Origin of the sequence: Paraburkholderia phymatum (assembly GCF_040965635.1) — a bacterium.
GTDB classification, from domain to species: Bacteria; Pseudomonadota; Gammaproteobacteria; order Burkholderiales; family Burkholderiaceae; genus Paraburkholderia; species Paraburkholderia phymatum_B.
This window is the reverse complement of sequence record NZ_JBFRCH010000002.1, coordinates 232849-252090: the sequence shown is the minus strand read 5'-3', so window position 1 is coordinate 252090 and position 19242 is coordinate 232849. Positions and strand designations below refer to the sequence as shown.

Annotated in this window: 13 protein-coding genes; 9 read left to right on the top strand and 4 right to left on the bottom strand. The window is 64.9% G+C overall.

Annotation, left to right across the window (positions count from 1 at the left end; genetic code table 11):
- The first annotated feature begins 14 nt into the window (after positions 1-14).
- Positions 15-4337 carry a translocation/assembly module TamB domain-containing protein gene (locus tag AB4Y32_RS04500; RefSeq protein ID WP_368720170.1) on the top strand — a complete coding sequence of 1441 codons (4323 nt, stop codon included), beginning with the start codon at positions 15-17 and terminating at the stop codon, positions 4335-4337.
- Positions 4338-4411: 74 nt separating this feature from the next.
- Here the strand turns inward: AB4Y32_RS04500 and AB4Y32_RS04495 are convergent, their stop codons facing one another.
- From AB4Y32_RS04495 to AB4Y32_RS04485, 3 genes are all read right to left on the bottom strand, one after another.
- Positions 4412-6280 carry an adhesin gene (locus AB4Y32_RS04495; protein ID WP_368720169.1) on the bottom strand — a complete coding sequence of 623 codons (1869 nt, stop codon included), beginning with the start codon at positions 6278-6280 and terminating at the stop codon, positions 4412-4414.
- A 319-nt stretch (positions 6281-6599) separates the two neighbouring features.
- Positions 6600-8786, bottom strand: coding sequence for a methionine--tRNA ligase (gene metG / locus AB4Y32_RS04490; protein ID WP_368720168.1), 2187 nt, complete (start codon positions 8784-8786; stop codon positions 6600-6602).
- A gap of 660 nt (positions 8787-9446) precedes the next feature.
- Positions 9447-10097: an OmpA family protein gene (locus AB4Y32_RS04485; RefSeq protein WP_368720167.1), complete on the bottom strand. Its 651-nt coding sequence runs from the start codon at positions 10095-10097 to the stop codon at positions 9447-9449.
- A 270-nt stretch (positions 10098-10367) separates the two neighbouring features.
- Between AB4Y32_RS04485 and apbC the strand changes: the two genes are divergently transcribed.
- From apbC to AB4Y32_RS04445, 8 genes are all read left to right on the top strand, one after another.
- Positions 10368-11456: an iron-sulfur cluster carrier protein ApbC gene (gene apbC, locus AB4Y32_RS04480; RefSeq protein ID WP_368720166.1), complete on the top strand. Its 1089-nt coding sequence runs from the start codon at positions 10368-10370 to the stop codon at positions 11454-11456.
- 225 nt (positions 11457-11681) lie between these two features.
- Positions 11682-12212 (top strand): superoxide dismutase family protein, encoded by a 531-nt coding sequence (locus AB4Y32_RS04475; RefSeq protein ID WP_342936463.1) that lies wholly within the window; start codon positions 11682-11684, stop codon positions 12210-12212.
- 314 nt (positions 12213-12526) lie between these two features.
- A complete protein-coding gene (gene dcd / locus AB4Y32_RS04470; RefSeq protein ID WP_087734426.1) occupies positions 12527-13096 on the top strand; it encodes a dCTP deaminase in 570 nt (189 codons plus the stop codon).
- A gap of 83 nt (positions 13097-13179) precedes the next feature.
- Positions 13180-15462, top strand: a complete 2283-nt coding sequence (locus AB4Y32_RS04465; RefSeq protein ID WP_368720165.1) for an Orn/Lys/Arg decarboxylase N-terminal domain-containing protein — start codon at positions 13180-13182, stop codon at positions 15460-15462.
- Positions 15462-16202, top strand: a complete 741-nt coding sequence (locus AB4Y32_RS04460; protein ID WP_368720544.1) for a lysozyme inhibitor LprI family protein — start codon at positions 15462-15464, stop codon at positions 16200-16202. The genes AB4Y32_RS04465 and AB4Y32_RS04460 overlap by 1 nt, the downstream gene beginning before the upstream one ends.
- A 292-nt stretch (positions 16203-16494) precedes the next feature.
- Positions 16495-17175, top strand: a complete 681-nt coding sequence (locus AB4Y32_RS04455; RefSeq protein ID WP_368720164.1) for a CsgG/HfaB family protein — start codon at positions 16495-16497, stop codon at positions 17173-17175.
- A 77-nt stretch (positions 17176-17252) separates the two neighbouring features.
- The gene (locus tag AB4Y32_RS04450) at positions 17253-17570 is read left to right on the top strand and encodes a DUF4810 domain-containing protein (protein WP_439899727.1); all 318 of its coding nucleotides are present in this window, start codon (positions 17253-17255) and stop codon (positions 17568-17570) included.
- A gap of 2 nt (positions 17571-17572) precedes the next feature.
- On the top strand, positions 17573-18250 hold the full coding sequence (locus AB4Y32_RS04445; protein ID WP_368720542.1) for a DUF799 domain-containing protein: 678 nt from the start codon (positions 17573-17575) through the stop codon (positions 18248-18250).
- Positions 18251-18314: 64 nt separating this feature from the next.
- On the opposite strand, the gene AB4Y32_RS04440 is transcribed toward AB4Y32_RS04445, so the two are convergent.
- Positions 18315-19235, bottom strand: a complete 921-nt coding sequence (locus AB4Y32_RS04440; protein ID WP_368720163.1) for a bestrophin family protein — start codon at positions 19233-19235, stop codon at positions 18315-18317.
- Between the last annotated feature and the right edge of the window lie 7 nt (positions 19236-19242).

The following is a 19242-nucleotide window of genomic DNA, read 5'->3' as shown; positions in this document are numbered from 1 at the left end:
AGCCACTCCCAAGCATGACGACGGACCCATACGCGAATCCATCAGAGAACCCGCAAGCCGGCGAGCCGCCGGGCGGCGAACCGCCGGGCGGCGGCTCGCCTCGCGGCCCGGATGGGTCCGGCACGCCGCCGTCCGGGAAAAAGCCGCGTCACGGCCGGCGGCTGTGGAAGGCGATCGTGTGGGCGGTCACCGTGCCCGTCGTGCTCGTCGCGCTGATCGGCGGCGCGCTGTATGGCGTGTTCGTCAGCGAGCGCGGCACCGCTTACGCGTGGCAGGCGGCCGTGAAGCTGCTGCACGGGCAGCTCGAAGGCAAGCTCGACGGCGGCGCGATCGCGACGGGCCTGCACCTGCGCGACGTGCGCTGGCGCAGCCTCGACGGCGGCGGCACCGATATCCGCATCGACCGCATCGACGGACGATGGGCGCTGTCCGACAAGCCCTGGCGCTTCGCCGTCGACTATCTGCACGTGGGCACCGTCGACGCGCGCATCGCGCCGTCCACTTCGAAGTCCGAGCGGATGAGCCTGCCCAAAGACTTGCGTCTGCCGCTGCAACTGACGGTGCGCGATCTGAGCGTCGACAGGTTGATCCTGCACGAAGGCGGATCGACGTCCGAATACGCGCGGCTGCAATTCCACGGGCGCAGCGACGGCCGGCATCACGAGGCGTCCGTCGACCGGCTCGACACGCCGTTCGGCGCAGTGACGGCGGCGGCGAAGCTCGACGGCGTGCGGCCGTTTCCGCTGACGGGCGATGCCGGTTATTCCGGCAAGGTCAACGACGAGCCGGTGCAGGTGCGCGCGCAGCTGTCGGGCACGCTCGAAACGCTGGTCGCCGAACTCGACGCGACGGGGATGAAGCTGGCGGGCCATGCGCGCGTCGAGGCGACGCCGTTCGCCGACGTGCCGTTGCAGCGCGCGACGCTGACTTTCGATCACGTGAATCCGCAGGCTTTCGCGCCCGGCGCGCCGCTCGCCGATCTCGCCGTGCGCGCCGAATTGCAGCCCATGCAGCGCGATGCGGCCGGGCATGAGTCGGCGAGCGGTGCCAGTAGCGTGGGTGCGGCGAGTTCGGTGGCTGCCGCAAGTCCGGCCAAGGCAGCGAGCCCGGCCAGCGTCACCAGTGCTGCCCATCCGGCAAGCGCAGTCAGCGCCCCTGCGCCGGCATCGCAGCCCGACGCCGCCGGCGGCGCACGCGCTTTCGCCGTGCGGGGCGCGGTGTCGATCGTAAACGCGAAGCCGGGCTCAATCGACCAGCACCTGCTGCCGCTGATCGACGCGCATGTCGACGTGCGGCTCGACGCGCAGGCGCAGCACCTCTCCAACCTCAACGTGCGGCTCGTGAAGGACGCGACCGTGACGGGCGGCGGCACGCTGACGGGCAAGCGCGGGCAGTTCGATCTGCAGGTCGCGAAGCTGGACCTGAACGCGTTGCAGGCGAGCGTGCGCCCGACGCAGTTCGCCGGGCCCGTCTCGATCCGGCTGAACGACGATATACAAAGCGTCACGCTCGATCTGAACGATCCGAAGTCGGCATTGCGCGCGCAAGGCAAGATCACGCTGGACCCGGCGCGCACGAGCTTCAACGACGTGCGCATCACGTCCGGCAAAGGCCGCATCGACCTGAACGGCGCGATCAAGCGCGACGAGCACTCGACGTACAACCTCAAGGCGACGCTGACCGATTTCGATCCGCTGACGCTGACCACGCAAACGCCGTCGCGCGCGGCGCCCGCTGGCAAGGGCGCCGCAGGAAAGGGCAAGGCGGGCAAGGGCCGGAATGCCACGACAGGCGCGCCTAAAGCACCCACGAAGGCGCCCACGATAACAGCGGCGAATTCACCGGCAAAAGCTCCCGCGTCGCGCAAGATCGAGGCGCGCGTGAACGGCACGCTGTCGGCGGCGGGCGTGCTGGGCCCCGTTTTCACGACGAAAGCCGAGTTCCGCCTCGGCGAAAGCGTCTACAACGGCCTGCCGATGACGGGCAGCGGCACCGTGCAACTGGCCGGCTCGCGCATCCTGCCGAGCCGCGCGAATCTTTCCGTCGCGGGCAATCAGGTCGATCTGCAAGGCAGCTTCGGCGCGCGCGGCGACCGTCTGCGCTTTCACGTCGATGCCCCCGATCTCGAACGCCTCGGCTTCGGGCTCGCGGGTCTCGTCGCGGCGCAGGGCGACGTGACGGGCACGTTCGAGCATCCGAACGTCGCGCTCGACTACAAGGCGGAAAACGTCGTGCTCGCGTCGAACAAGGTCGGGCACGCTGAAGGGCATGTCGAATTGCGCGACGGCGCGAACGGCGCCATGGTCTTTACGACCGACGCGCGCGATGTCAGCACGGCGGGCGTCGAGCTGAACACGCTCACCGCGCGCCTGAACGGCACGCGCGCGAAACATACGCTCGACGCCGCCGCGAAGGGCACGCTGCAGGGCCGGCCGCTCGACCTGGCGCTGGCCGCGAACGGCAAGCTCACCGACGCGCGCGACGGCACGCACTGGGACGGCACCGTCACGCGCCTGTCGAACAAGGGCACGCCTGCGCTGAACATGGAATCGCCGCTCACCGTCAGCGCGGGCGGTCAACGCGTGACGCTCGGCGCAACGCGGCTGACGCTCGAAGGCGCGGTGCTCGATCTCAAGTCGCTCGCGCTCGATCACGGCCGCATCCGGTCGGCGGGCACGCTGACGGGCGTGTCGGTCGCGCGGATGCTCGAATTGCGCCAGGAGTTCACGGGCGCGCCGTCGACGCTCAAGACCGATCTCGTCTTCGACGGCAACTGGGACTTCGCGCTCGCCGAAACGGCGACGGGGCATATCGAGCTGAAGCGGCGCGGCGGCGACATTACGCTCGAAGTGGGGCGCGGCTACGCGCCCGTCGGCATTTCGGACATCGCCGCGCGCGCGGACTTCAGCGGCGCCAATCAGCTGAACGCGACCGTGCATGCGCAGGCAAACCGCATCGGCGTGATCGACGCGTCGGCGCGTACGACGCTCGTGCCGCGCGACGGCGTGCTGGCGCTCAACCAGGAAGGGCCGCTCACGGGCAGCATCAATGCGAACGTGCCGTCGCTGAAAACGACGGGCGGCCTGTTCGGGCCGAGCTATCTGCTTGACGGCCATCTGGCGCTGAAGCTCGCGCTCGGCGGCACCGTCGCGAAGCCGAATCTGTCGGGCTCGCTGATCGGCGACGGACTGTCGGCGACGCTCGTCGACCAGGGCGTGCAGTTGAAGGAGGGCGTGGTCCACATCGCGCTCTCCGAAAACCTCGTCGATTTCCAGCAGGTCGAGTTTCACGGCGCATCGGGCACGCTGCGCGCGACGGGTCGCGTGCGGCTCGACAACGCCGAGCCCGATCTGACCGCGAACATCATCGCGGACAAGCTCGAACTGTTCGCCGCGCCGGACCGGCAACTGACGATGTCGGGCAGCGCGAGCGTGGCAAACGCCGGCGCACAGGGCGGACTCGCGATCAACGGCAAGTTCGTCATCGATCATGCGTTGTTCGACATGCCCGAGAAGGGCGAGCCGCGTCTCGGCGACGATGTCGTGGTCGTGCGCGCGGATGGATCGGTTGCAGGCGGCAAACCGCAGGCATCCGGCAATTCGAACAAGCCGGTCGGCGCGTTTGCGCCGCGCGCGAACATCGATATCGATCTCGGCCAGAAATTCCGCTTCCGCGGCCAGGGCGCGGACGTCGGCTTGCGCGGCACGATCACCGCGTTGAGCGCGCCGAACATGCCGCTGCGCGCGGTCGGCAACGTGCGCGTGACGGAAGGTTCGACCTATACGGCGTTCGGCCGCAAGCTCGGCATCGAAAACGGCTTCTTCACGTTCAACGGACCGGTCGCGAATCCAGGCATCAACATTCTCGCGATGCGCCGCAACCAGCAGGTCGAGGCGGGCGTGCAGGTGACGGGCACGATCCAGTCGCCCGTCGCGAAGCTGGTGTCGGAGCCGAGCGTGCCGGACAACGAAAAGCTCTCGTGGCTTCTATTCGGACACGGCACCGACCAGGGCAACAACGTCGGCCAGCAGAGCACGATGACGACGGCACTCGCGCTGCTCGGCAGTGCCAGCGGCAAGCGCATCGCACAGGAGTTCGGGCTCGACGAATTCTCGGTCGGACGAAGCGAAGTGGGACTGACCGATCCGCAGGTCGTGATGGTGTCGAAGGCGATGAGCGAGTGGCTCGTGATCGGCTATGAGCAGGGCCTGCAGTCGGCGAGCAACGCGATCAAGGCGACCGTGAACCTGACGCGCTACTGGTCGGTGGCCGCGTACGGCGGCACGTTCCAAGGGATGGATTTGCAGTACACGCGGCGCTTCGACAGGCTGCGATGATGATCAAAAAAGGCCGGCGCGCTGCGCGAGCGGCCGGCCTGCTGGCTGCGAAGTGGGAAATTGACGGCGATGCGCTAGCGCGGGTCTGCCTGCCGTTGCGCATTCACCAGCGCCTGCACGATCCGGCCGAACGCCTCGGGCCGTCCCTCGAAGATGCGCTCGACGGCCTTTTCGTCGATCAACCGGCGCCGCAGCATCTCGCGCTCGGCGTGCTGCGTGGCGAGCCGCACGGCGGCGCGCACGTACTCGTCGATCGAATGCGTGGTCAGCCAGGCGGGCATGCCCGCGCGTCCGAAAAGCCCGCTGTCGATATGCTCGAAGACTTCCGCGCCGCACAGATTGACGCCGGGCAGACCGAGCGTGAGCGCGTCGACGATGCCGTTCGTATTGCCGAACGGAAACGGGCTCACGAACATATCCATCGTATTGATGATCTTGAGATAGGCCGGGTAGCTCATTCCGCCGTACACCAGCACGTTTTCACGCGGCAGCGCCGCCTGTACCAGCCGGCGCACGTAGGCGATATCGAGACCTTCGGCCCACGATGTCATGAAATGGAAGCGCACGGGAATGCCGGCCGTTTCGATGATTCGCCGACACGCGCCGAGAAAGCGCGGATTGAGCTTCATCGCGCTCGCGGTCACGGCGATGTCGACGAACTCGCCGCGCTCGGGAATGCCAGGCGCGATGTCGGTGAGCAGTTTCGACGGCACATACGGCTGGCCGTCTTTCGGCAGGCGCATCAGCTTTTCACTGAAGCACGCGGGATCGCCGACGAAATCTTCCTCGACGCTCACATAGTCGATGCACGACGCGTGCATCGTCGCCGGGTGGCCGAGCGCCGCGATCTGTAGCGGCGCGACGCGCACATTCGTCATGAAGATCGTGTGCGGGAACATGCCGACGCTCGGCATGTACAGCACGGCAGGTGGATTGTCGCGCGCGAAGTTCTGCACTTGCCTGACGATCTCGCCGACATACTCCGGATGCTCGAACGGAATGAAGCGATCGAACACGGCGCGGCCTGCTTCGTCCACATGCTGCGCCTCGCCGAATGCGACGACTTCGAAGCGCTCGCGCGCCGCGAGCATCGTGCGCGAATGCGTGCGATAGATCGAATGGCCGCCGTTGAACCATTCGAGCACGACGATCATCAGCGGCTTGCCCTCGGCCTGTTCTTCCGACGCGGGGGCGGGCGCGACTTCCGCCTCGTGGGCGAGCAGTCCGAGCGAGCCGAGTTTCCTGCGCACGAGCTGGCTGATGCCGCGCTTCATCGCATGACGGGCCGGCAAGTCGGAGTAGCTGCAATGCATGTACGCGCCGCAGACGGCCGCGCCCGGCAAATCGTCGAGGTCGGCGATGGTTTCGAGCGCGCCGGGCAGCGATTCGATCAGGCGCTCGCGCTTTGCGTGCGCTGCCGGCGAGATCACGACGGCCGAACCGACGATCGACATGCCGAGGCCCGTCGCGAGCGCCTGCTCGCTCTTCGCGAGATCGGCAAGATCGATTTCGTACTGCGATTCGACCGTGTACAGGACGATCTGCTTTCTGACCAGCGCTTTCGCGCTGTCGGCGTCATCTGATGAAGCCGCGTGTTCGAGCAGCGCGCGCAGGATGTGATCCGTGCTGCCGTACGCCGACGCGACGAACAGCATGTTGATCCAGTGACGGCTCGAGAAAAGCTGGTTGAACTGCTTGTCGTTCAGGCGGAATCGCGGATCGGCGAGGAGGGTGGTGAGAGCGTCGGCGATGCGTTGCAGCGTTGCGGCGGCTTCCTTGCTCGCCGGCAGCATCGGATCGGAGAACGCCAGGTCGACGCCCGGCAGGCGGCTGCGGTTCGAGATGAGTGTGTTGATCAACACGATCAGCACTTCGTGCGCGGCGTCGTAGTCACGGGAAGCAACGAGGGCTTCGAACTGGTCGAGGGAGAATTCAGTGCTCATGTCGGTGGTCGATTCGGGATGACGAGCGGGTGTGTCGTCGTCGATACGCCCGCTCTGAAGCGCGTGTAGTCAGATGAAGCGCCGGCTGCCGGCCGTCTGACAAGCCGATCGCGATTTTCGAAGAATTCGATCCGGCTGAATGTAGGAACACTCTTATTTTGAGAAAGGATTTGGCTGCGGAAGCTGTTCCGTCTGGTTTTGCGTGGGCCCGTCGCAGATCATGGAGCCAACGACGAAAAAAAAAAGCACGTCCGAAGACGTGCTTTCGTAGTGGCGTCTGATCGCGCCGAAAGCGCGATGCGCTCGCGCTATTTTCGCGTTACTTGACGCGCATGCCGGGCTTCGCGCCGCTGTCCGGTTCGAGCACGTAGATGCCCGGCTCGGCCTTCTCGTCGGCGGCCGATGCCGCGAGCACCATGCCTTCGGACAAGCCGAACTTCATCTTGCGCGGCGCGAGGTTCGCGACCATCACCGTCAGCTTGCCGACCAGCTGCTCGGGCTGATACGCCGACTTGATGCCCGAGAACACATTGCGCGTCTTTTCCTCGCCGACGTCGAGCGTCAGTTGCAGCAGCTTGTCGGACCCTTCGACCGCGCGGCAATCGACGATCTTCGCAATGCGCAGATCGACCTTCGCGAAGTCGTCGATCGTGATGATGCCGCTGTCGTCGGGCTTCGCCTGCGCGTCGCTGTGGGCGGCCGCTGTCGCTTTCGCGTGCGCCTTGGCTTTGGCCTGCGCCTGCGCCTTGTCGGCTTCCGTTGCCGCGCCGGCGGCCGGCTGCAGCGAGCCGCGGTTCGCGGCGAGCAGCGCCTCGATCTGCTTCGGATCGACGCGGGTCATCAGGTGCTTGTAGGCGTTGATCGCGCGCGCGGAACTCAACGGCTTGTCCGCATCCATCCATGTCAGCGGCTCGACGCCGAGGAACGCCTCGGCCGCTTCGACGACCTTGGGCAGCACCGGCTTGAGCGCCAGCGACAGCAGGCGGAACGCCTCGAGCGACACGCTGCACGTCTCGTGCAGCGCGACGGCGTTCGCCGGGTCTTTCGCCTGATCCCAAGGCTTGGCCGTGTCGACGTACGCGTTCACGGAATCCGCGAGCTCCATCGTCAGGCGAAGCGCGCGGCCGTAGTCACGCGCCTCGTAGTAGGCGGCAATCTGCGGAATCGCGGCGCGCAGCGACTCGAGCAGCGGATGCTGCATCGCGCTGTCCTGCACGCGGCCGTCGAAGCGCTTGATCAGGAAGCCGGCGGCGCGGCTCGCGATGTTCACGTACTTGCCGACGAGGTCGCTGTTCACGCGCGCCTGGAAGTCTTCGAGGTTCAGGTCGATGTCTTCCATCGAGCTGTTCAGCTTGGCCGCGAAGTAGTAGCGCAGCCATTCGGGGTTCATACCCGTTTCGATCACGCTGTTGGCCGTGATGAACGTGCCGCGCGACTTCGACATCTTCGCGCCGTCGACGGTCAGGAAGCCGTGCGCGAACACGTTGGTCGGCGTGCGATGGCCGGAGAATTCGAGCATCGCGGGCCAGAACAGCGTGTGGAAGTACAGGATGTCCTTGCCGATGAAGTGATACTGCTCGGCTGTCGAGCCCTGCTTCACCCACGCGTCGAAATCGACGCCGCGCTTTTGCGCGAGATTGCGGAAGCTCGCGTAGTAGCCGACGGGCGCGTCCAGCCACACGTAGAAGTACTTGCCGGGCGCGCCCGGAATCTCGAAGCCGAAGTAGGGCGCATCGCGCGAGATGTCCCAGTCGGCGAGTTTCGCTTCGCCCGCGTCGCCGAGCCATTCGCGCATCTTGTTGGTCGCTTCCGGCTGCGCGAGGCCGCCGACCCAGCCGCGCAGGAACGACTCGCAGCGCGGGTCGGACAGTTTGAAGAAGTAGTGCGTCGACGTCTTCTTGATCGGCGTCGCGCCCGACACGACCGAGTACGGGTTGATCAGCTCGGTCGGCTGGTACGTCGAGCCGCACACTTCACAGTTGTCGCCGTACTGGTCCTTCGCGTGGCACTTCGGGCATTCGCCCTTGATGAAGCGGTCCGGCAGGAACATTTCCTTGACGGGGTCGTATGCCTGTTCGATGTTGCGCGCCTCGATCAGGCCGGCCGCCTGCAGCGCCGTGTAGATCGACTCGGACAGCACGCGGTTCTCTTCGGAATCGGTCGAGTAGTAGTTGTCGAACGAAATGCCGAAGTTGTCGAAGTCGCGCTTGTGCTCCTGCCACACGCGGTCGATCAGCTGCTTGGGCGTGATGCCTTCCTGCTCCGCCTTCAGCATGATCGGGGTGCCGTGCGTGTCGTCGGCGCCGACGTAGTAGACCTCATGCCCATGCATTCGCAGCGCGCGGACCCAGATGTCCGTCTGGATATATTCGACCAGGTGGCCGATATGGATTTGCCCGTTCGCGTACGGCAGGGCAGACGTGACGAGGATCTGGCGGCGGCTCTTGGGCGCGCCGGCGGCGGTGAGGTCCGCGGATTGAACCGCGGTGGCGTCGGTTGCTGACATGTGGGTTCTATGGACTGGCGGAAGGTACGGGCGGCCGTCACAACGTCAACGCGGACGGCGCTGCGCCCAGGACCGCACGGGCGGGGCGTCCGCTCATGCAGCTCGGGTTGTCGAACGCGGCTTCGCGGATTGTCGTCGCGCGTAGAACCGGCCCGAACAGTCGATTTTACCAGCGTGGACTCATGGAGGCAGCGCGCTGGTGAGGGCGGGCATTCAGCGGCCATTCCGCTGCCATTCCGCGGGGACGTGGCGGCAATGCGTGTCGCGCCCGATCGTCTGCGCAAAGAGATGTCGCGTTGCGTTCACATCGAATACATCACGCAGCTGAGCGCCTGCAAATAGGGTCGCGATGCACCCGCTGGCGGTGCGCGGCGTGTTTGTAGAACGGAGGGGAGCAGGCAAAAAAACCGGGGCTATGGCCCCGGAGCAACAACGACAAGAGGAGAATGGTGACGCGGCGGCGTCGCCGCACACGTACCATAAAGACAGACCGCGGAATTTCAGAAGAGTTCGAAAATTTTTTCGATTCGCTTGTGTGGTCCGCTGCGAGGCTCTTCGGGGCGCTTCGGCCAGGCGCTACGCGGGTTGCCTTCCCGTTCCCGCTCGAGCTTGTCTGAACGGGGCTCTGCGAGGCAGAGGCCCGTCCTTTCCCCACAGTCCTTATTGCGCGTGCTGCGCCATGGCGCGCAGATAGATTTCGACGCGGCGGTTTTGCGCGCGGCCCGCTTCCGTGTTGTTGTCGGCGATCGGCTGGTTCGCGCCCATGCCCGTAGCCGACAGGCGCTGCGGCGCGACGCCGTCTTGCGCCAGCGTGTTCGTCACGCTTTGCGCGCGATTGACGGAGAGCGTCTGGTTATAGGCGGCCTGACCCGTGCTGTCGGTGTGGCCCACGACTTGCGCAACCACTTCCGGATTCTGGTTCAGTGTTTGCGCGACCTGCGTGAGGACAGGCGCGAACGACGGCCTGATCGCGTAGCTGTTCGTATCGAACGTGACCGAGCTCGGGATGTTCAGCTTGAGCGAGCCGTCCGGCTGCTCGCTGATCTGCGTGCCCGTGCCCTTCGTCGCGCCCGACAGCTTGTTCTTGATGTTCTGCCAGTTGTAGCCGGTGACGCCGCCGACCGCCGCGCCGACGCCCGCGCCGATCGCCGCGCCCTTGCCGCCGCCGAAGATTGCGCCGAGAGCCGCGCCCGTGCCCGCGCCGACGCCTGTGCCGACGGCTGTGTTGGTGCCCTGCTGGGTTGCACAGCCGCCGAGCAGCGCGCCGACGACAGCCAATGCCGACAGGCGTGTCATGATTTTTGCGTTCATTCTTGAGTCCTCTTGAGTAAGACGGTCGACACACAGATCCAAGGCACGCGATCGCGCTGATAGCCGGAAAGGGTCTTCCGGCAAGCCCCGACGCCAGCTACTACAATGACGACTGAGTCAGCGACGATTCGGCCCTATAGAAAACTTGCGCGGCAAGCGTGCCAATGAGACAGGTTTTAGGCAATGCCGGCTAACAATTTCTTTCAATATTTCCGGCGTGTCGCGCATCCTTCGATCGCGCGTCGCGCCGAGCGTTCCCACGGAGACTCAATGAGCATTGATCGGGCTTTGATAGACGCGGCCCTCGCAGCCATCACCGACCCCAACACGCAGCGACCTTTCGCCGCGGCCAAAAGTTTCAAGAACGTCGCCGTCGATGGTGCCATGGTCAGCGTCGACGTGGTACTCGGCTATCCGGCCAGGCGCCAGTTCGACACGATCCGCGCGCTAGTCGCCGATGCGCTGCGCGGCGTTCCCGGCGTCGCCGAAGCGCGCGTGCAGGTGTCGCAGGACATCGCCGCGCATACCGTGCAGCGCGGCGTGAAATTGTTGCCCAACGTCAAGAACATCGTGGCCGTCGCTTCCGGCAAGGGCGGCGTCGGCAAGAGCACGACGGCCGTCAATCTGGCGCTGGCGCTCGCGAGCGAAGGCGCATCGGTGGGCATTCTCGATGCCGACATCTACGGCCCGTCGCTGCCGATGATGCTCGGCATCGAAGGCCGTCCCGAGTCGCCCGACGGCCAGTCGATGAACCCGCTGGCGGGCCACGGCGTGCAGGCTAATTCGATCGGCTTTCTGATCGAGCAGGACAACCCGATGGTATGGCGCGGCCCGATGGCCACGTCCGCGCTCGAGCAGCTGCTGCGGCAGACCAACTGGAAGGATCTCGACTATCTGATCGTCGACATGCCGCCGGGCACGGGCGACATTCAGCTGACGTTGTCGCAGCGCGTGCCCGTGACAGGCGCCGTGATCGTCACGACGCCGCAGGACATCGCGCTGCTCGACGCGAAGAAAGGCTTGAAAATGTTCGAGAAGGTCGGCATTCCGATTCTCGGCATCGTCGAGAACATGGGCCTGCATATCTGCTCGAACTGCGGCCACGAAGAACATATCTTCGGCTCGGGCGGCGCCGAGCGGATGTCGAAGGAGTACGGCGTCGACGTGCTCGGCAGCCTGCCGCTCGACATCGCGATCCGCGAGCAGGCCGATTCGGGGCATCCGACGGTGGTCGCGGACCCGGATGGCCGCGTCGCCGAAATCTATCGGACGATTGCCCGCAAGGTCGCGATTCATATCGCCGAGCGTGCGCGCGACATGAGCTCGAAGTTCCCGACCATCGTCGTGCAGAACACGTAACGCGCACCGCGCCGTCCGTCGCGCGATAGGGGACGTCGCGCAACGGGCGGCGGTTCGCGGAGCGCGGCGCGATCCGGCCGTGCCGGCCAGGCCAGTCGGCGAAACAAGTCTTCAGAAGGCGGGTTGAAAGGGGTCTGAATGCGGGCCCGCTCGCGGTATCATGTCGGCTTCATCAGGTCCGGCAACGCGGTCGCGGGGACGGCCGGCGCTCGACAAGAGGATCGCATGAGAAAACGAATCGGCGGCGAGGCGATCAAGACCAGCATCGTCCTGGCTGCGACCTGTGTCCTGTTATCGGGGTGCAGCTTCCTTAGGCCGCAGGAGAAACGCGCAGACGCGCAGTTGGTGCCGACGCTCGGCAACAACGCGCGCGGCATGGTCACGTTCATCGAGCACTCGGACGGCGTGCAGGTGACCTACAACCTGACGGGGCTGCCGCCGAACAGCGATCACGCGCTGCAGGTCCACGAACGCGGCGACTGCAATTCCGCCGACGGCTCGGGCGCGGGCGCCATATTCGCACCGGCGGCGGAGCGCCTGAAGATCGGCGCGCGCGTCGAAGGCGATCTCGGCAATATTCACGCGGATGCGGCGGGCGTGGCGGCGGGCTTCATCGTCGCGCCGGACGTATCGCTCGACGGCGTGCGTTCGGTGATGCAGCGCGCCGTGCTGCTGCATCGCGACGCGTCCGATCCCTATGCTTATCCGCAACACGGCGCCGGCCCCGCCATCGCATGCGGGCTGATCCGCCCGTAACTTCCTGTCACCCTGTCGTTCACCAGACAGGGTCGCGCATCGCCCGTCGTTGCGCCGCATTTGCCAATCGTTTGCGCAGCGCGCAAATCCATCGTTCCCCGTCCGTATTTCCCAGCTATCCGATCGGGCATCGTCCACGGCCGTTTTTCCGGCGAAAGCACGGTGCGCAGCGCATGGGCGGACGCGAGACACGCCGCATCGGGCACGCGTGCCGTGATCGCGTAAAATAAGCGCCTTTCGTCCGGCGGCGCGCGCTCCTTGAGCGGCGCGCAAGCGTCTGCCGGCCCAACACAACCCGTCAGCAGCGTTCACCTATGAGCATCAAATCCGACAAGTGGATCCGGCGCATGGCCGAAGAGCACAAGATGATCGAGCCGTTCGCGCCGAATCAGGTGCGCGCGACGGAAGACGGTCGCAAGATCGTCAGCTATGGCACGTCGAGCTACGGCTACGACATTCGCTGTGCCGACGAATTCAAGATCTTCACGAACATCAATTCGACGATCGTCGATCCGAAGAACTTCGACGAGAAGTCGTTTGTCGACTTCAAGGGCGATGTCTGCATCATCCCGCCCAACTCGTTCGCGCTCGCCCGCACGGTCGAATATTTCCGCATTCCGCGCAGCGTGTTGACGGTGTGCCTCGGCAAGTCGACGTACGCGCGTTGCGGCATCATCGTCAACGTGACGCCGTTCGAACCGGAATGGGAAGGGCACGTCACGCTCGAATTCTCAAATACGACACCATTGCCTGCGAAAATCTATGCGAACGAAGGCGTTGCGCAGGTACTGTTCTTCGAAAGCGACGAGATTTGCGACGTATCCTACGCGGATCGCGGCGGCAAGTACCAAGGTCAGCATGGCGTGACGTTGCCGAAGACGTAACGATAACGCGCATTGAATCACCAGCTATCCGGGTGGCCGCTGCGCATCACTAAGCAGCGGTCGTTCTATTTGGAGAATCGCCCATGAAGTTTCGTTTTCCCGTCGTCATCATCGACGAAGATTTCCGCTCCGAGAACATCTCCGGTTCCGGCATCCGGGCGCTTGCCGAGGCCATCGAGAAAGAAGGCGCGGAAGTGCTGGGTCTCACGAGCTATGGCGATCTGACCTCGTTCGCGCAGCAGTCGAGCCGCGCGTCGTGCTTCATCCTGTCGATCGACGACGACGAGCTGCTGCCGTACGTCGAGAACGGCGACGACGAGGTGCCCGAACTGGCGCCTGCGATCATCGACTTGCGCGCGTTCGTCGCCGCCGTGCGCCGCCGCAACGCGGACATCCCGATCTTCCTGTACGGCGAGACGCGCACGTCGCGCCACCTGCCGAACGACATCCTGCGCGAGCTGCACGGCTTCATCCACATGTTCGAGGACACGCCGGAGTTCGTCGCGCGCCACATCATCCGCGAGGCGAAGGTGTATCTGGATTCGCTCGCGCCGCCATTCTTCAAGGAGCTGGTGCAGTATGCGGACGAAGGCTCATACTCGTGGCACTGCCCGGGCCACTCGGGCGGCGTCGCGTTCTTGAAGAATCCGCTGGGCCAGATGTTCCATCAGTTCTTCGGCGAGAACATGCTGCGCGCGGACGTCTGCAATGCCGTCGACGAACTCGGCCAGCTGCTCGATCACACGGGGCCCGTCGCCGCTTCCGAGCGGAACGCGGCGCGCATCTTCAGCGCGGACCATCTGTTCTTCGTGACCAACGGCACGTCCACTTCGAACAAGATCGTCTGGCACGCCACTGTCGCGCCCGGCGACATCGTGCTTGTCGACCGCAACTGCCACAAGTCGATCCTGCACGCGATCACGATGACGGGCGCGATCCCCGTGTTTCTTACGCCGACGCGCAATCACTTCGGCATCATCGGTCCGATTCCGCGCGACGAGTTCAAGCCGGAAAACATCCGCAAGAAGATCGAAGCGAATCCGTTCGCACGCGAAGCGCTCGCGAAGAACCCGAACCTCAAGCCGCGCATCCTGACGATCACGCAGAGCACGTATGACGGCGTGATCTACAACGTCGAGATGATCAAGGACCTGCTCGGCGACATGCTCGACACGCTGCACTTCGACGAAGCGTGGCTGCCGCACGCCGAGTTCCACGACTTCTATCAGGACATGCATGCGATCGGCGCGGGCCGTCCGCGCACGGGCGCGCTCGTGTTCGCGACGCACTCGACGCACAAGCTGCTCGCGGGCATCTCGCAGGCCTCGCAGATCGTCGTGCAGGACTCCGAGAACAGCACGTTCGACCGCCATCGCTTCAATGAGGCGTATCTGATGCATACGTCGACGAGCCCGCAGTACGCGATCATCGCGTCGTGCGACGTGGCCGCGGCGATGATGGAGCCGCCGGGCGGCACGGCGCTGGTCGAGGAATCGATCGCCGAAGCGCTCGACTTCCGCCGCGCGATGCGCAAGGTCGATGCCGAATACGGCGACGACTGGTTCTTCAAGGTCTGGGGCCCGGAAGAGCTCGCGGAAGAAGGCATCGGCTCGCGCGACGACTGGATGCTGCGCCCGAACGACCGCTGGCACGGCTTCGGCGCGCTCGCGGACGGCTTCAACATGCTCGACCCGATCAAGGCGACGATCATCACGCCGGGTCTCGACGTGGACGGCGAATTCGGCGAGACGGGCATTCCCGCCGCGATCGTCACGAAGTACCTCGCCGAGCACGGCATCATCGTCGAGAAGACGGGGCTGTACTCGTTCTTCATCATGTTCACGATCGGCATCACGAAGGGCCGCTGGAACTCGATGGTCACGGAGCTTCAGCAGTTCAAGGACGACTACGACAACAACCAGCCGCTGTGGCGCGTGCTGCCCGAGTTCGTCGCGCAGCATCCGGCGTACGAGCGCATCGGCTTGCGCGATCTGTGCGAGCAGATCCACAGCGTCTATCGCGCGAACAACATCGCGCGCCTGACGACCGAGATGTACCTGTCGAGCATGGAGCCCGCGATGAAGCCGTCCGATGCGTTCGCGAAGCTTGCGCACCGCGAGATCGACCGTGTTCCTATCGACGAACTCGAAGGCCGTGTCACGTCGATCCTGTTGACGCCGTATCCGCCGGGCATTCCGCTGCTGATTCCGGGCGAGCGCTTCAACAAGACCATCGTCAGCTATCTGCGTTTCGCGCGCGAATTCAACGAGCGCTTCCCGGGCTTCCATACGGATATCCACGGCCTCGTGGGCGAGACGATCAACGGGCGCATCGAGTACTTCGTCGACTGCGTGCGCGACTCGTGATCATGAAGCAGCCTCCGCGCTTCGGACTTCGGCGTCGTGCGCGCGCGGCTGCGTGCGCGGCGCTGCTGGGCGTGCTCGCGCCGCACGCCGCGCTGACGTTCGCGCCCGCCGCGGCGCGCGCGGAAGCGGCAGCGGCCGACCCCATCGACGCATCGATGCGCATGTGTCTCGCGCGCGCGGACATGTCGTCGGCGGCGGGGCAGGTGCATTGCACGGATACGGCGCGGCTCGCGTGGCAGGCGTCGATGGACCAGTCGTTGCAGCAGGTGCTCGCGAAGGTGCCCGACGCACAGCGCAAGAAGTGGCAAGAGAGCCAGCGCCGCTGGCAGGCGTGGCGCGACGCCGACGGCAAGCTGCTCGCCGCCGTGCTCGCCACGACGCAGGGCACCTCGTATCAGATCGCCGGCGCGGACATGCAGTTGCAGCCCGTGCGCGACCGCGCGCTCGCGCTGCGCACCGTGGCGGCGAATGCGGGCAAGCAGGACCCGAAGACGCGCCCGCGCGCCTGTTCGTTCGATGCGCAATGCGAGCACGCGATGTTCGATCTGAACCGCTATTACCGGCGTCTGCATGCGAAGCTGCCCGCGCATGCACGCCCGACATTGACGCGCGCGCAACGCGCGTGGACCGCGTATCGCGACGCGACCGTTCCGCTGATGGACGCGCGCACGCAAATCGACATCATCGGCGCGCGCGTTGCGCTGCTGAAGCGCATGGGCGATACGGCCGGCAACGATTGAGCCGCGCTGTCGTCAGCGTCGCATTCCTTCCAGTCTCCAGGTTGTTCGTCCGGCAGGCGCAGTTGCGTTGCGCCTGCGGACGTTTGCGCATGCCACGCCGCTTCGCGTGACGTGCGCGCATCGTGACGACGCGCAAATCCCTTCATGCGTCGAATGACATTTTTTTAAAGTTGCACGTGCAAGTGCCGGTATCTTTCGTCGCGCTATCAGAGCGACCAACGAAAGCGCGGCACACTGCCGCCCGATCCGGAAGGCCGCTCGAAGCGCGAGTCATTCTTTGAACGGGACCAACATGTTGAAGCCATTCACACCTTGCGCATTGCTCGTCGCAGTATTGGCCGCCGCGGCACTCGGCGGATGCGCGACCGAGGCGTCGCGCTCGCTGCCGACGCCCGAGGTCAGCAGTGCAAACGTGCCGCACGCCGGCAAGCCGGTGCCTGTCGCCGTCGGCAAGTTCGACAACCGCTCGAGCTATATGCGCGGCATCTTCTCCGACGGCGTCGACCGCGTCGGCAGTCAGGCGAAGACCCTTCTTGTCACAGCGTTGCAGCAGAGCCGCCGCTTCTCGGTGCTCGAGCGCGACAACCTGAGCGAAATCAGACAGGAAGCGCAGATCGCCAACAAGACGCAGCAGCTCAAGGGCGCCAACTATGTGATCACCGGCGACGTGACCGAGTTCGGTCGAAAGGAAGTCGGCGATCAGCAACTGTTCGGCATTCCGGGGCGTGGCAAGAGTCAGGTCGCCTACGCGAAGGTCAGCCTGAACATCGTCGATACGACGACGTCGGAAGTGATCACGTCCAGCGAGGGCGCGGGCGAATACAGCCTGTCGAACCGCGAGATCATCGGCTTTGGCGGTACGGCGTCGTACGACTCGACGCTCAACGGCAAGGTTCTCGATCTCGCGATCAAGGAAGCCGTCAATCACCTCGTCGAACAGGTCGACGCGGGCGCGCTACGGGCTGCGAAGTAACACCATCCATCACGATCAACAAAAACATGTCGAAGCGATTCAATTGACGGACCGGCTTTGCGCTGCCGGCTGCGGCAGTGTGCGCGCTGCTGTCCGCGTGCGCGAGCACGACGAACACCCCTGCGCTCTATCAATGGGACGGCTATCAGCCGCAAGTCTACGAGTACTTCAAGGCGCAAAAGAGTCCGCTCGAGCAGATCGATGCACTCGAAAAAGCACGTCAGCAGATTCTCGCGAAGGGCGCATCGGTTCCGCCGGGCTTTCATGCGCGTCTCGGGATGCTGTACGCGAGCATCGGAAAGAGTCAGGAAGCGAAGCAGGAGCTGCTTGCCGAGAAGCAGTCGTTTCCCGAGTCGTCGACCTACATGGACTTTCTGTTGAGCAAATTCCAATGACCATGAAGCGCTTCTTTTCATTCAGGCTGGTCGCCGCGCTGTCGGTGCTGTTCACGTTGACGGCATGCGTCACCCACGCGCCCCGTCAGGCGGACTACACCGCATTCCGCAACAGCAAGCCGAGGACGATTCTCGTGCTGCCCCCCGTCAACAACACATCGGATGTGAGCGCCACGTACGGCATGCTGTCGCAGATGACGATGCCGCTCGCCGAGGGCGGCTACTACGTGGTGCCCGTGGTCGAGATGGAAGAGACGTTCAGGCACAACGGCCTGACCACGCCGAACGACATCCAGAATGTCTCGCCCGACAAGCTGCGCAGCATCTTCGGCGCCGATGCGGCGCTGTACGCGACGATCACGCAGTACGGTTCGAAGTTCATGATCGTCGACAGCACGACGGCCGTGACGGCCGGCGCGAAGCTCGTCGACCTGCGCTCGGGCGACACGCTCTGGCAAGGCACGGCAAGCGCGACGGGCAAGGAACTGGGCAACAACTTCAGTGTGAATGCGGGTGGCCTGATCGGCGCAATGGTGCAGGCGACCGTCAAGCAGGTCGCGCATTCGCTGGCGGACGAATCGCATGATGTGGCAGGACTGACGAGCCGCAAGCTGCTGTCGAGCGACGGCCCGAACGGTCTATTGTATGGTCCGCGCTCGCCGAAGTACGGCACGGACTGATCCTGTCATGACGAACGCGCGCCGGGTTTGGCCGGCGCGCGTCTCATGGACGCATGCTCGCGCGTTACGTGAGCAGATAGTCGTCCTTCAACCCCGTCTTGTGCAGCGAAGGCTGCGCGAGCAGATCGCGGGCGGCGTCTTCGATAGTGGCGGAGAGCGCGTCGAGTGCGAGGTCGTTGTCGTCGGTGCCGAAGGGCTCTTCGATCTGCGATGCGATCGCGTCGAGCGCCATGAACGTGTACGCGACGAACACCGAGAAGATCGGCGTAAATGCGCCGACGCTCTCCACGAGTCCGAACGGCAGCGCCGCGCAGAAGAAATACACGGTGCGGTGGATCATCACCGAATACGCGAACGGCAGCGGCGTCGACACGATCCGCTCGCAGCCGCCGATCACATCCGATAGTCCGTTGAGGTTGCGGTCGATCGCGTGAACCGTCCACGCGTCGAGCTTGCCGTCGCGCGCCTGACGCTGCACCCATTCGCCGAGCCAGAGCATGATCGTCGCTGGCCGGTAGCGCGACATCATGACGCGTTCGAAGAGCGTTTTGTCGAGCCTCGCCGACAGATCCTGCGACGGATCGGTGCCTCTCAGTTGATGACGCAGCGCATGCGCGAACGCGCCCAGCACCTGCACGAATTCCTGCGTGTCGTTGACGGAAATCTGTGCGGACGGCAGCGTCAGCGCCTGACGCGTCAGCGAGCGCGTTTCGTTGAGCAGTTGTCCCCAGAGCTTGCGCGCTTCCCAGTAGCGGTCATAGCTCGCGCTGTTCCGAAAGCCGAGAAAGATCGCGAGCGCAATGCCGATCAGCGAGAACGGCGTGGTGCTGACGTTCACGGCGATTTTCAACACATGCACGTGCACGGCAAGCGCGACGATTGAGATCAGCAGAATGAGACCGAGGCGCGGCAGCAGTTCGGGCAGGACGGAGCCGCGCCACGCGAGCAGCATGCGGAACCAGTGAAGTTGCGGGCGGATGATCATGACGATG

Bases quoted from the DNA above. Each gene is read 5' to 3' on its own strand.
- AB4Y32_RS04465 (WP_368720165.1), top strand. From the start codon at position 13,180: ATGAAGTTTCGTTTTCCCGTCGTCATCATCGACGAAGATTTCCGCTCC.
- dcd (WP_087734426.1), top strand. From the start codon at position 12,527: ATGAGCATCAAATCCGACAAGTGGATCCGGCGCATGGCCGAAGAGCAC.
- AB4Y32_RS04500 (WP_368720170.1), top strand. From the start codon at position 15: ATGACGACGGACCCATACGCGAATCCATCAGAGAACCCGCAAGCCGGC.
- metG (WP_368720168.1), bottom strand. From the start codon at position 8,786: ATGTCAGCAACCGACGCCACCGCGGTTCAATCCGCGGACCTCACCGCC.
- AB4Y32_RS04440 (WP_368720163.1), bottom strand. From the start codon at position 19,235: ATGATCATCCGCCCGCAACTTCACTGGTTCCGCATGCTGCTCGCGTGG.
- AB4Y32_RS04495 (WP_368720169.1), bottom strand. From the start codon at position 6,280: ATGAGCACTGAATTCTCCCTCGACCAGTTCGAAGCCCTCGTTGCTTCC.
- AB4Y32_RS04445 (WP_368720542.1), top strand. From the start codon at position 17,573: ATGAAGCGCTTCTTTTCATTCAGGCTGGTCGCCGCGCTGTCGGTGCTG.
- AB4Y32_RS04485 (WP_368720167.1), bottom strand. From the start codon at position 10,097: ATGAACGCAAAAATCATGACACGCCTGTCGGCATTGGCTGTCGTCGGC.
- apbC (WP_368720166.1), top strand. From the start codon at position 10,368: ATGAGCATTGATCGGGCTTTGATAGACGCGGCCCTCGCAGCCATCACC.
- AB4Y32_RS04475 (WP_342936463.1), top strand. From the start codon at position 11,682: ATGAGAAAACGAATCGGCGGCGAGGCGATCAAGACCAGCATCGTCCTG.
- AB4Y32_RS04455 (WP_368720164.1), top strand. From the start codon at position 16,495: ATGTTGAAGCCATTCACACCTTGCGCATTGCTCGTCGCAGTATTGGCC.